We start from the raw sequence: 14,434 nt of genomic DNA on the forward strand, positions 1-14,434 counted from the left end.
TGGCTGAAACCGAAAAAGAGGAAAGTTTCTTACTTAATAAATCAGCTGAGTTGAGAGGAAAAAGCGAAGAGCGTTTATTAGCCGCATACGACAGAATAAGAACCAGCGTAAGAAATGGTTTAGCTGTGGTTTCAATTGAACGTGGCGCTTCGGCAGGTTCGTTCTTTACCATTCCACCTCAAACGCAAATGGAAATTGCAGCGCGTAAAAAAATCATTACAGACGAGCACAGTGGAAGAATTTTAGTAGACGGTGTTTTAGCCGACGAAGAAAAAGAAAAAATGGAAAAATTATTTGCTAGCATTTAATTGATTCCATTCCAAAAATAAATGAAAGTCCTTTTTTTAAAGGGCTTTTTTTTTGGGTTGCCACGAAGACACAAAGACACAAAGGTGTTACACTTTTCAAAGGCAATATACTGAGAATTACTTCGTCAATTCTTTATCGATCGGGTCATGGAGCTATTTTAAAAAAGCTTGGTGAACTTTGCGAAAAACTTTGCGTCTCTGCGTTTAAAACCCATTGACTCAATACACTAAAAAGCCTATATTTGCACTATGGAAGAAAATGCAACTCGAATTAATAAATTTTTATCTGAAACAGGATTTTGTTCACGTAGAGAAGCCGATCGTTTAATTGAGCAAGGAAGAGTTACCATTAACGGAAAAGTTCCAGAAATGGGCACAAAAGTAACCCCAAGCGATGAAGTTAGAGTAAACGGAAACTTAATTCAAGAGCGTAATGAAAAACCTATTTATTTAGCCTTCCACAAACCTGCCGGAATTGAATGCACGACTAATTTAGATGTAAGAGATAACATCATTGATTTCATCAACTACCCTGAACGTATTTTCCCAATTGGACGTTTAGACAAAGCCAGTGATGGATTGATTTTTATGACCAACGATGGCGATATTGTAAACAAAATTCTTCGTGCTAGAAATAACCACGAAAAAGAATACATCGTAACCGTAAACCATCCAATTACCGATCGATTTATTGAACGAATGTCTAATGGAATTCCAATTTTGGAAACGATTACTAAAAAGTGTAAAGTAGAACAAATTAGTAAATATGTTTTCCGAATAATTTTAACGCAGGGATTGAATCGTCAAATTAGAAGAATGTGTGAATATTTAGATTATGAAGTAACAGCTTTAAAACGTACTCGAATCATCAATATTTCATTAGACGTTGCCGAAGGAAAATACCGAAACTTAACTGATGTAGAAGTTGCCGAATTAAATAAACTTATTGAACCTTCAAGCAAAACCGAAGAAGCAAGTTTACCGAGCAACAAAGGTAAATTTTCTGGGAAGCGAAATTATGGGGAACGAAATCGTTAAATTCCAAGTTCCATCACATAATCATCCATAACATAGCCTTCACCAATATCAATCACCTCGTCATTTATGATACTGAAACCTATTTTAGTATAAAAATGCAACGCGCTGTTGTATTTATTAACATTTAAGAAAATGGCTTTCTGATTATTTTCTTTGGCTTTTTGTTTTACCAATTCAAAAAACTGCCTACCTAAACCCGTTCCTTGTGTTTCAGGTAAGACATAAATTTTATGAATTTTTGTTTTGTGAGGTGCACTATTGATTTCAAAAGATAGAAAACCTACAAAGTTATCATTTTCATCTTGTGCCAAATAAAACACATGTCCTTTATCCATTAACCGAGACAACGCATTTTCGGTATAAAACCGATTAATCATGTAATCCAATTGTGCTTTGGATAAAATTGATCCATAAGCTACAGGCCAAATCTTCTTGGTTAATTCAATTACGATGGGTAGTTGATTTGCTTTTATCTGAATCAATTTCATGATGTAAAAATAAAAACAAAAAGGGCCAATCTATAAAGATTGACCCTTTTTTTATTAGTTATTATGCTAAATTAATTAGCAGTGTATAACAATTAGTTAAATTTATAGCTTAAAAAGAATTCATTTGAACCATTCGCTCTTCCAACTAATTGGCTGCGTAAGCTGTACTCATAAGCATAACCTAATGCAAACTTTTTACTAATATTGATTTTAGTTAAACCTGCAAAAGTACGATCTGTTCTATACGTAACACCAAAATCAAATCGATCATCAAATTTAGCCGTTGTGGTAAAATCTGTTGAAAAAGGCGCTCCATTTACATAACGGACCATTACCGATGGAACTAAATCAAATGAAGCGGTAATTTCAAATGTTCTACCCGCTGCTATGTAATAATGTGCTTGATCTGTAGCGGCTGTAGCATAACCATTCTCTTCTTTTGCTCTTTTAGTATCTAACATTTTTGGCGTAGATAATGAAACAAAATAATCTTTATGTTTCAAATAAAAACCAATACCAATATTTGGGTTAAACCTAGATATTGGTTGTAAACTTGGATCAGACACATTATAATTATAGGTTTCTAAACCATTGGTATTAACTTCATAATTATTACCACCAGCTTTAATACCCATAAATAAACTCAAAGCATCATTTAATTGAACTTTGTATGAAAAGTCAACTGCTATAAATGTTTGTTTTTCAATAAAAACTTCATCTTTTATAATAGAAACACCAAAAGATAAATTTTTATTTAAAGGGGTCATGAATGAAGCTGCCTGTGTTTGTGGGGCGTCTTTAACACCTGTCCATTGTTGTCTAACACTTGTTCTAAACTGAGTTTCTCCATCTACACTAACAGCAGCTGGATTAACCAAATTTAAATGATTGTTATAAAAAGCTAAAATACTTTCTTGCTGAGCAAAGACACCACTACTTATAAAAAGTAGTAGTGCTAAGCCAATATTTTGAAATTTTTTCATTGTAAATTGATTTTACTTTTAATTATTTAGTGATATAAATCCAACCATCATGATCGATAGAACCATTACCATCTAAATCGATTTGATAATAATATGAAGATGCATCTGGAATGTTACTTCCATTATTTGCATACGAACCATTCCAATCGTTTTGATAATTATTTCTGCTAAAGATCAAATCTCCCCAACGGTTATATACTTTAACTGAATTATTAGGATAGTTTTGAATATTATTGATAAACCAAGTATCATTTACACCATCTCCGTCAGGAGTGATCGCTTGAGATACATTAATTTCAACTGTATCACAAATATCACCCATTCCATCATTATCGACATCCTCTTGACCTGGATTATAGATAAATGGACAATTGTCATAACCATCTAATATACCATCATTATCATCGTCATTATCACAAGCATCTCCAATGCCATCAGTATCATTATCTGCTTGATTTGAATTAGCTTGAGTAGGACAGTTATCATTAACATCTAGTATACCGTCATTATCGTCATCAGGATCACAATTATCTGGAGTACCATCTAAATCGTTATCACCTGTTGTTGAAAAATTAACTGTTACAGTTACTATAGCGGTACCCGTTGAAACATTTCCATTAACATCTGTTACAGTTAAAGTAACGGTGTTTGGACCTAAGTTTGCACAAGTAAACGTACTTGGACTCACTGAAAGTGAAGCTATACCACAAGCATCTGTAGAACCATTGTTAACTTGTGCAGTGGTAATACTAGCAGTACCAGCCGCATTTAACTGAACTGTAACAGACTGAGTAACTACTGTAGGTCCTACTTGATCTCTAACTGTAACAACAGCAGTACCAGTTCTTTGATTTCCACTTGCATCAGTAACTGTTAAGGTTACTGTATTAGTACCCACGTTAGCACATGTAAATGTATTAGGACTAACTGTCATTGTAGCTATACTACAGTTATCAGAAGAACCATTATCTACTTGAGCAGCCGTTAGTGTTGCAGTACCCGCAGCATTCAACTGAAGCGTAACAGGACGAGTTAGTACTACTGGTAAAACCGCATCTCTTAATGTAATAGAAGCAGTTTTAAAACAACCGGTTGATCCATTTGAAGCAGTAGCTACATAAGTTAATGGCGCTACTGAAGTTGGTAATACATATACTGTTGAAGCATTTGTATTAGCTGTATAAGGAACGGTTGCTGCAGCATTAGTAAATAAATTAGTTGGTGGAGACCAAGTAATAGTTTGTAACATATCACCAGATATAGAAACATTATCTATTGCCCAGAAATAACCCCAATCAGCTAAATATTTGAATCTTATTTTAACATTCGCTTGATTTAAAGCGCCAGCTGGTAATACAATATTAGCTTGAACAAATCCGCCTACTGTTCCAACTGTAGAAGAATACGCTTGTAAATCTGTCCAAACGGTGCCACCATTAGTAGAATATTGAACTATTCCGTCTCCAAAAGCTCTAAAATGATGCCAAAATGATAACGTTGCATTACTGAAATTAATTGTTGAGAACGAAGGTGAAACTAATTCTGTATCTGTGGAACTACCTGAACCTTGCGCATCACTATTTGTTAAGTAAAACTGTGATGCATCGTTTGAACTAAATGTTCCATAAAACCCATATACATAGCCACTATTTTGAAGTGTCCAAGCAGCAAGTGCATCAGACCCACCCGTTGAATTATTAACTGTTGTCCATGCATTAGTTGCTGCATTGAAATTTTCAGTCAATAAAACTGTATTAATAGTTGCTCCTTGAACGGTTAAACTCTGAACCTGACCAACACAAACTGCTGGATTAGCCGGTAAGAAAGTAATATCTGAAGGTAGTGGATTCACATTTACTGTTAAAGTAATTGCATTAGCACATAAACTACCAGAAGATTGAGAAGCTGTTAATGTATAAGTTGTAGTTACAGTTGGGTTAAAAGTCCATCCTGTTGTACTATTACCAGCTACACCTGTTGAAGGAGACCAAGCATATGTATTATAACTTGAAGCACCTGTCGCTATTGTAACTGGAGTAGTTGATGTACCACCATTACAAATTGAAACACTTGAGCTACTTAAAGTAATAGCAGGAGGTGTTGTAACGGTTACTGTTACAGGAACTCTTGGAGAAGAACATGCAACTTGACCTGAAAATAATACATTAAATCTATTTTTAGAAAGAGTATTATTTAAATTAGATCCATTATAAGTGTATAAAACGGTATTATCTGTTGTTGCTGTATATTGAGTGGCAGCACTTCCAAACAAATCCGCACCATCATGGCTAACTTCAATAATAATATTGGAAACACCGTCCCAAACATATGGTGTACTAAAGTTTATTGTTTGCCATCCACTTGCTGTATGAGTATAGGTTGATGGACCATAACATGTTGTAAAAGCAGGTGTGGTAAATGTTGTATTAGCAAATGAAGATTGCGTTGTATTACCTAATTTAACGGTATAATTTGCATTAGTGGCTGCATCACCAAGTGACGTAACAGAATAAGCAATTGAATTAATAGACCCTGCTCTTAATCCCATAGTAGTAAGTTCACTTGCAGTATAGATCATTTGGTATTTTGCACTTGCCCAAAAATTATTAAATGCAGATAAACTTCCACTACTTGTAGTTGTTCCATTACCAAATTGAACTAACCCTGAAGCAGATGATTCTGCACTAGCATAGTAGGTTGTTGTTGCAGCAATAATAGGTGTTGTAAATATAACACCTGAACCAATTGCAGAACCACCTGTAGCAGCAGCATACCATTTCACTACTGAACCAGCAGTTGACAATGCATTAATAGTTGCCGTACCTGTACCACAACGAGTTGCAGCTGAGATTCCTGTAATATTATTTGTAAATACTACTGAAGATACACTTGAATATCCTGGAGTACCACCACAAGAAATCATTCTACAACGGTATTTCGTTGCTGCATTTGGAGTAACCGTTAAACTAGTTGCTGTTGCAGAAGCTATATCTTGCCAAGTTGTTCCGTTGTCAATACTAGATTGCCATTGGAATACCAAACCGTCAGTACTTCCTGAATAACTTAAACTTAATCCCACTGATTCTCCAGAACAAATTGTATTGGAAGTTGCAATAGTTGAAACGTTTGCAGGTGGGAAATTATTTAAAATAGTCATCACAACTTGTGCAGAACCAGCTGCATTTGTACAACCTGATGTTTGATTTGTATACGAAATAGAATACGTAGTTGTTATAGCTGGTGATACCGTTTGTGAGAAAATATTTGTACCTGATGCAATGGTTGTTGTACCGTTAGCATCTGTAGCCGTCCACGTAGTCGTATAGTTAGCTGGTGGCGTAAATCTATAAGCAAAAGGAGATGCAATAGGATTCGTAGCAGAAGTAGATGTCCCTGAAGCATATGCTAATACCCCTACTGTTCCATTTCCATTATTTACCCCTACTAATTTATTGTTATCTATATTTGTTGAAGATTGAACATGTACTTCTATAATACCAGTAGTCTCATAAAAAACAACTTGAGATGAACTAAATTTTGTATCGCCAAATTCTTTTACATTAATATAACTCACATAAAATTTTCTATTCGGAGCATAACCTTCAGTCCAATATTTAATCGCTCCACCTGTAGCACCTGTTAAGTTATTATCCATAGCTAAAACAGCAACCATGTTAAATGGCTCAGTTGTACTCGGTAAAGTTGTAAAGGTAAAATCACCCACATTTGGAGTAGTACCGAAGAAAACAGTACCATTAGTACCCACACTAATTGTGTTGTAGTTTGTTCCAAAGAAATTAAAATTAAATCCTACAGGAATATTTGACCAACCACCATCATCTAAACCAAAACCTAGGTTAGTAGCTGGAGTAGCCACACCAGCATCCACCAAAGTAGTTGCAGTTGCAGGTGCTGTTTTATAATTTGCAGCAATTGGCAAACTTATGAAGTTACCAGCACTTAAACCAGAACCAATAGTAGCACTTGTCCCTGGACAAACACCAGAAGCCGTAGTAGTTACTGTAGCTGTTGGTAAATCATAAACCCCTATAGAGATATAAGCAACCGATTGACATGTTCCATCATTAGGCATACCCGTTACTTTAAAATCTGTAGTTTGTGTAATAGTTGCAGTTGTAGTCGTACCATTTGTGGCACTTAAAGTAACACCAGGAGTCAACGATTCCCATGTATACACTACACCTGGAATTGTAGTAGAACTTGCTGTTAAAGTTACAGGACCTCCTGTACCGCAGAAACTTGGAACCGAAGAAGTAACAGTAATCACTTCATTGCTTAATCCATTATCTGCATAAGGTGTACCTACTATAGTTTTTACAATCCCATCAGCATCCGTAGCTTTCACCTGCCATGTAACTGTTCCATTAGTTGGTGTAACAGTAGGTATAATAGCCGTCCATGGAGACAAATTAAACATTGGAATTGGTGTTTGCGCTGTTCCATTAACAGAATATTCCAGAACAACACTAGATACTGCTGCAGCACCAGGAGTAACTGTTATTGTAATTGTTCTTGCAACACCTGGACAACGATTTCCTGATGGAGTTATTGCCAAATTACTAAATTGAGTTCCTAACGAAGTCATAGTAGAACCTGTCAAATAAGCCGATTCTAAATCTGCCACCGCAACTATTCTATAATAATAGGTAGTCGTTTCTGACAAACCTGTATTTACAATATTATAAGCCGTACCTGTACCCGCTGAAGTTGTAGAAGCAATATCTGCTCCCACTTGAGTAAACGTAACGTTATCTGCTGAGCGATACACTCTAAAAGCTGTTTCATTTGTTGAATTATCTACCCAGTTAACCGTCATACCGCCAGCAGTAATAGCTGTTGCAGAATAGTTAATTGGTGGAGCTGGTGTAATTGGAACAAAAACCCTAACTTCATCAATCCCTTGATCACATATTCCAGAACCCCAATTTGAATTCGCATAAAAGGCAAATTTAACATTTTGACCTGCATAAGCTGCCAAATCTATGGTATTGGTTTGCCAAGGAGAACTTGAAAGAGTTGCAAAAGTTGAATTTGCAGCAGTATGTTCATAAATTGTAGTATAAGTGCCACCATTTACACTAATAAGTACCGTTAGTGGAACAGGCGTTGTTTGATACCCTCCACTCCCTAAAAAGTATTTATAGGAAAACCTCATAGGAGTTGCGTTCAAAGCAAAAGTTGGTGAAAAGATTTTATAGGTATTACCCGAAGTAACCGCATTATAAACATTTAAAAAAGCAAATCGAGCAGATGCCGCTGGACCCGCTGGGCCATTTGCGGCAGCACCAGTACTTAATGTCCATTGTGCAGAACCAAGAGAAGAGGTAGACCAACAAGAAAGCGATGCACTTGTTGTATCAAAGGTCTCTGTAAAAGGGAACGTATTAATTGTGGTAGGAGCAATGGCCACCGGAACAGAATTCCCCGTATTTCCACTACATGTAACCGCACAATAATATGAAGTTGCTGCTGTTACAGTTGCTGTGTAGGTAGCTGCTGTAGCACCGGTTATTGCACCAGCAGTATTGTACCATTGATAGGTAATCCCAGGTGCTGTAATAGTATTTTGCAACGACAAATTAATTGTATTTCCAAGGCAAGGTGTGGTAGTACTTGTAATAGTATTACCAGGAGCAGGAGTTCCAGAACAAGGTGGTACTGGAGCATAAAAAAACCTTATTTGTGGCTTAGTAGTATTTGTAGTTCCTGTACTATTACCACATTGATTTCCAGAATCTGAACGGATATATCTAGATCCATTCGTTGTAGAAGAAGCAATTATTCTAACTTGACCATAAGGAGAAGTGAATGAATTAGGCCCTGAAGAACAGATATCTATAAATAAATTACCTGAACCATCCCAAAAAAAAGGCGTATCAAAAGTTATCATATCAAAATCACCAGCACTTGTTGCTGTTGGGTTGTAAGAAAAAGGAGATTTTACTGTAACTGAACTAGCACTTATGTGCGCAGCTGAATTAGTTGCAGTTGTATACCCCATTTTAATAGTATAACCATTTAAATTGCCACCGGCATAGTCTCCACTGATAGAAAACCCAAGAGCATTAATGTTATTACCAGCGGTAATACCTGCAGCAGTAAGTTCTGCGGCAGTATAAACTACTTGATACCTAAATGACCCATAATAGCCATCTATCGGATCATTTCCAGTAGAAGTAGTAGATGCAGTTCCAGAACCAATCGTTGCAATTTGCGCAAAACCCAAAGTACTGAAAAACAAAAGCATTAATAAATACGTAATTTTTTTCATAAAATTAAAATTAGATTAACATGTAATTAACAAATATATCTAATTTTATCAAACAAACAAACAATCCTTAAAAAAAATACAAGAAAAAGTTATTAACCATCAAAAAACCCTTGTATTCATTGCTATATCAACAAAAAACTCTTCAAAAAATTGAAGAGTTTGTACTGTTATGCTTGTCCTGGAGGGCCAAAATTTAAAGGAATGGCGGGTTGCTCGCCCTCCTCTATTTTGCCGTGTGCGGCTTCAAAGCGATGTACGTTTTCATTTAATGCTTTTAAAAAGCGTTTAGCATGCTGTGGCGTTAAAATAATTCTTGATTTTACTTTTGCTTTAGGCACGCCCGGCATAAGTGTTACAAAATCAACTACAAACTCTGAGTTGGAGTGGTTGATAATGGCTAGGTTTGAGTAGATGCCTTCGGCTACTTGCTCGTCTAGTTCAATGTTTATTTGTCCTTGTGGGTTGTTGTTTTCCATTTTTGTTGTTTTTATTTTTTTGTTATTTAACCACTAAGGGCACTAGGATTATTCACTAAGAGCACTAGGTGTTTTATTTATTAAACATATAAGGCATATAAGTTAGTATAAGAAATCTTTTGTATATTGTCTATTTAAAATTGTATCACAAAGTTTCACAAAGGTTTCACGAAGTTACACTAAGTAAATTTATTTATTTTATTTTAGGTACTAGGTGTTTTATTAATTAAACATATAAGGCATATAAGTTAGTATAAGAAATTCTATTGTATATTGTCTGTTGTCTGTTGTCTGTTGTCTATTGTCTATTGTCTATTGTCTGTTGTCTATTATCCCTTGTCCCTTATCTCTTATCTCTTTTCTCTTTCAACTAATGCAATAATACAAAATCCTTTTGATTTAAAAAAAGCCCAACAAAATAAATTGTTAGGCTTTTAAGTATTGAAATAGCGCTACTCTTAGTAATTGAATTCTTCTTTAGCAGCAACTAACTCGTTGTATTCTTCTTTAGAACCTACAATCATGTTGTCATAATCTCTCATACCGGTTCCGGCAGGGATTCTATGTCCTACGATTACATTTTCTTTCAATCCTTCTAAGGTATCAATTTTACCAGCTACTGCTGCTTCGTTTAATACTTTAGTAGTTTCCTGGAACGATGCCGCAGAAATGAATGATTTCGTTTGTAACGATGCTCTCGTAATACCTTGAAGTACTGGAGTTGCAGTAGCAGTAATAACATCACGTGCCACTACACTATTTTTATCATTACGTTTTAATAACGAATTTTCATCTCTTAACTGACGTGGAGAAATGATTTGACCTGGTTTTAAATTTTCAGAGTCGCCTGCTTCTTCCACTACTTTCATTCCGTATAATTTATCATTTTCTACAAGGAAATCACTTGTGTGTGCCAATTGATCTTCTAAGAATAATGTATCTCCTGGATCTACGATTCTTACTTTACGCATCATTTGACGGATCACCACTTCAAAGTGTTTGTCGTTGATTTTTACCCCTTGTAAACGGTATACCTCTTGAATTTCGTTTACCAAATACTGCTGAACAGCTGATGGTCCTTGAATTCTTAAAATATCTTCTGGAGTAATAGCACCATCTGAAAGAGGCGTACCTGCTTTCACGTAGTCGTTTTCTTGTACTAAGATTTGGTTCGAAAGTTTTACTAAGTATTTCTTCACTTCACCAAATTTAGACTCGATTGCGATTTCTCTATTTCCTCTTTTGATTTTTCCAAAAGTTACTACCCCGTCGATTTCAGAAACCACTGCTGGGTTTGATGGATTACGCGCTTCTAATAATTCGGTAATTCTAGGTAAACCTCCCGTGATATCTCCTGTTTTAGAAGAACGACGTGGGATTTTTACTAAAATTTTACCCGCTTTAATTTTCTCGCCATCATTCACCATAAGGTGCGCTCCTACTGGTAAGTTGTATGAACGAATTAATTCGCCATCTTTACCATAAATCAATAAGGTTGGTACTAATTTTTTATTTCTTCCTTCTGAAATTACTTTTTCTTGGAAACCAGTTTGCTCATCGATTTCAACTAAGAACGATTGTCCTTGTTCTAAATCTTCATAAGCAACTTTACCGGTGAATTCAGAAATAATTACTCCATTATAAGGATCCCATTTACAAATGGTTGTTCCTTTTTCAACAACGTCTCCGTCTTTTACAAAGATGCTTGAACCGTAAGGAATATAGTGAGTATTTAATACAATACCGGTTTTAGGCTCTACTAATTTTAATTCCGTTGAACGAGAAATAACGATGTCAACAGCATTCCCGTCTGCATCTTCTCCTTTAACTGTTTTTAAATCTTCAAGTTCTAATTTACCACCAAAACGTGCCACTACGTTAGATTCTTCAGAAATACCACCTGCAACCCCACCAACGTGGAATGTACGAAGTGTTAACTGAGTACCTGGTTCACCAATTGATTGTGCAGCAATAACACCAACGGCTTCTCCTTTTTGCGTCATTTTTCCTGTCGCTAAGTTTCTTCCGTAACATTTTGCACAAATTCCTTTAGTAGCTTCACAAGTTAATGGCGAACGTACTTCTACTTTTTCAATAGGAGACGCCTGAATATTCTTAACGATAGCCTCTGTGATTTGCATTCCAGCTTCAACTAATACTTCATTATCTAAAGGATTAACTACATTTTGTAACGCCACACGACCTAAGATTCTTTCGCCTAAAGTTTCTACAATTTCTTCGTTTTTCTTTAACGCTGAAACTTCAATACCTCTAAGGGTTCCACAATCTACCGAATTTACAATTACATCTTGCGATACATCATGTAAACGACGTGTTAAGTAACCCGCATCGGCAGTTTTAAGAGCGGTATCGGCAAGACCTTTACGTGCACCGTGAGTAGAAATGAAGTACTCAAGAATCGAAAGACCTTCTTTAAAGTTAGAAAGAATTGGATTTTCAATAATTTCACCACCACCAGCAGTTGATTTTTTTGGCTTAGCCATCAAACCACGCATACCAGTTAACTGACGAATTTGTTCTTTTGAACCCCTTGCACCCGAATCAAGCATCATGTATACCGAGTTGAACCCTTGTTGGTCTTCACGGATATTTTTCATTGCTAATTCAGTTAATTGTGCATTGGCAGAAGTCCAGATATCAATAACTTGGTTGTAACGTTCGTTATTGGTAATAAGACCCATGTTATAGTTCATAGAAATACCTTCTACTTGAACACGAGCGTCAGCAATTAATTGTGTTTTTTGTTCTGGAATACGAATATCACCTAAACTGAATGACAATCCACCTTTAAAGGCAAATTTGTAACCCATATCTTTCATGTTATCCAAGAAAGCTGCAGTTGTTGGCACATCTGTAACCGATAAAATCTTACCAATAATATCACGTAATGATTTTTTAGTTAAAACTTCATTGATGTATCCAGCTGCTTGAGGTACTACTTCATTAAATAATACTCTACCCGCAGTAGTTTGAATAATTTTGTATACTAATTCTCCGTTTTCATTAAAATCTTTAGCACGAACTTTCACACGCGCATTCAATTCTAATTTTCCTTCGTTTAAGGCAATATTTACTTCTTCTGCAGAATAGAATGTTAAGCCTTCGCCTAAAATTTTATGTTCTGGAGTTGACAAACGCTCTTTGGTCATGTAATACAGACCTAAAACCATGTCTTGAGAAGGAACCGTAATAGGTGCACCATTCGCAGGATTTAAGATATTGTGAGAAGCCAACATTAATAATTGTGCTTCTAAAATAGCTTCTGGTCCTAATGGTAAGTGAACCGCCATCTGGTCACCATCAAAATCGGCGTTGAATGCCGTACATACTAATGGGTGTAACTGGATTGCTTTTCCTTCAATAAGTTTTGGTTGGAATGCCTGAATTCCTAAACGGTGTAATGTAGGAGCACGGTTTAGTAATACTGGATGTCCTTTGATTACATTTTCAAGAATATCCCATACTACTGGCTCTTTTTTGTCGATAATTTTCTTAGCCGACTTCACTGTTTTAACGATTCCTCTTTCGATTAATTTACGAATAACGAATGGTTTGTATAGTTCAGCAGCCATATCTTTTGGCAAACCACATTCAAACAATTTCATTTCTGGTCCAACGACAATTACTGAACGAGCTGAATAATCAACACGTTTTCCTAATAAGTTTTGACGGAAACGACCTTGTTTTCCTTTTAATGAATCGGATAACGATTTTAATGGTCTGTTTGATTCTGTTTTAACGGCAGAAGCTTTACGTGTATTATCAAATAATGAATCTACCGATTCTTGTAACATACGTTTTTCGTTACGTAAGATTACTTCAGGAGCTTTGATCTCCATTAATCTTTTCAAACGGTTGTTACGGATGATTACTCTACGGTATAAATCATTTAAATCTGACGTTGCAAAACGACCTCCATCTAGTGGCACTAACGGACGTAATTCTGGTGGAATTACCGGAATAACTTTTAAAATCATCCATTCAGGACGGTTTTCTCTGTTATGGTTAGATTCACGGAATGATTCTACAACATTTAAACGTTTTAAAGCTTCAGTTTTACGTTGTTTAGACGTTTCGTTATTAGCCGCGTGACGTAATTCGTATGACAATTCATCTAAATTAGTACGTGCTAATAAATCCATAATACATTCAGCACCCATTTTAGCGATGAATTTATTAGGATCTTTATCATCTAAATATTGATTTTCCATTGGAAGTGTATCTAAAATATTTAAATACTCTTCTTCCGTAAGGAAATCTAAACGTTGTAAAGTTTCGCCTTCGGCATTTGTAGCGATACCTGCTTGAATTACTACGTATCTTTCGTAGTAAATGATCATGTCTAATTTCTTAGAAGGTAATCCTAAAATATAGCCAATTTTGTTTGGTAACGATCTAAAATACCAAATATGAGCAATAGGCACTACCAAGTTGATGTGTCCTACTCTATCTCTACGTACTTTTTTCTCAGTTACTTCTACACCACATCGGTCACAAACGATTCCTTTGTAGCGAATTCTTTTATATTTTCCACAAGCACATTCGTAATCTTTTACTGGTCCGAAAATTCGTTCACAGAAAAGACCATCTCTCTCTGGTTTGTGGGTTCGATAATTAATAGTTTCTGGTTTTAAAACTTCACCTCTAGATTCTCCTAAAATTGATTCTGGAGAAGCTAATCCAATTGTGATTTTATTAAATCTTTTAATTGGGTTTTTATCTTTACTATTTCTATTATTCATCATAGTTTTTACTATTGATTTATTTGCAATTTAAAATTGATTCTTATTTAAGTCGAAAGTCAAATGTCATAAAGTTTATAAAGTCA

The 14,434-nt window shown here is 35.5% G+C and carries 7 protein-coding genes; 2 read left to right on the forward strand and 5 right to left on the reverse strand.

What is annotated here, in order from left to right; all coding sequences use genetic code 11:
* On the forward strand, positions 1-308 hold a 308-nt coding region (locus ACIQZC_RS04885; protein ID WP_396138117.1), incomplete at its 5' end, for a zinc ribbon domain-containing protein.
* 249 nt (positions 309-557) lie between these two features.
* Positions 558-1,346, forward strand: coding sequence for a 23S rRNA pseudouridine(2604) synthase RluF (gene rluF / locus ACIQZC_RS04890; RefSeq protein ID WP_396138118.1), 789 nt, complete (start codon positions 558-560; stop codon positions 1,344-1,346).
* Here rluF and ACIQZC_RS04895 read toward each other — a convergent pair.
* The 5 genes from ACIQZC_RS04895 to rpoC form a co-directional block, all read right to left on the reverse strand.
* Positions 1,343-1,834, reverse strand: a complete 492-nt coding sequence (locus ACIQZC_RS04895) for a GNAT family N-acetyltransferase (protein WP_396138119.1) — start codon at positions 1,832-1,834, stop codon at positions 1,343-1,345. The genes rluF and ACIQZC_RS04895 overlap by 4 nt on opposite strands.
* A 92-nt stretch (positions 1,835-1,926) precedes the next feature.
* Positions 1,927-2,817, reverse strand: a complete 891-nt coding sequence (locus tag ACIQZC_RS04900; protein WP_396138120.1) for a PorP/SprF family type IX secretion system membrane protein — start codon at positions 2,815-2,817, stop codon at positions 1,927-1,929.
* 22 nt (positions 2,818-2,839) lie between these two features.
* Positions 2,840-9,109, reverse strand: coding sequence for a gliding motility-associated C-terminal domain-containing protein (locus tag ACIQZC_RS04905; RefSeq protein ID WP_396138121.1), 6,270 nt, complete (start codon positions 9,107-9,109; stop codon positions 2,840-2,842).
* Positions 9,110-9,276: 167 nt separating this feature from the next.
* The gene (locus ACIQZC_RS04910) at positions 9,277-9,585 is read right to left on the reverse strand and encodes a DUF3467 domain-containing protein (protein WP_396138122.1); all 309 of its coding nucleotides are present in this window, start codon (positions 9,583-9,585) and stop codon (positions 9,277-9,279) included.
* Positions 9,586-10,043: 458 nt separating this feature from the next.
* Entirely contained in the window at positions 10,044-14,351 is a 4,308-nt protein-coding gene (rpoC, locus tag ACIQZC_RS04915) for a DNA-directed RNA polymerase subunit beta' (protein ID WP_396138123.1), read from the reverse strand.
* Between the last annotated feature and the right edge of the window lie 83 nt (positions 14,352-14,434).

The organism is Flavobacterium sp., assembly GCF_044338735.1.
Classification (GTDB): Bacteria; Bacteroidota; Bacteroidia; order Flavobacteriales; family Flavobacteriaceae; genus Flavobacterium.

Coding starts and splice junctions, on each gene's coding strand:
- rluF (WP_396138118.1), top strand. CDS start 558: ATGGAAGAAAATGCAACTCGAATTAATAAATTTTTATCTGAAACAGGA.
- ACIQZC_RS04895 (WP_396138119.1), bottom strand. CDS start 1,834: ATGAAATTGATTCAGATAAAAGCAAATCAACTACCCATCGTAATTGAA.
- ACIQZC_RS04900 (WP_396138120.1), bottom strand. CDS start 2,817: ATGAAAAAATTTCAAAATATTGGCTTAGCACTACTACTTTTTATAAGT.
- ACIQZC_RS04905 (WP_396138121.1), bottom strand. CDS start 9,109: ATGAAAAAAATTACGTATTTATTAATGCTTTTGTTTTTCAGTACTTTG.
- ACIQZC_RS04910 (WP_396138122.1), bottom strand. CDS start 9,585: ATGGAAAACAACAACCCACAAGGACAAATAAACATTGAACTAGACGAG.
- rpoC (WP_396138123.1), bottom strand. CDS start 14,351: ATGATGAATAATAGAAATAGTAAAGATAAAAACCCAATTAAAAGATTT.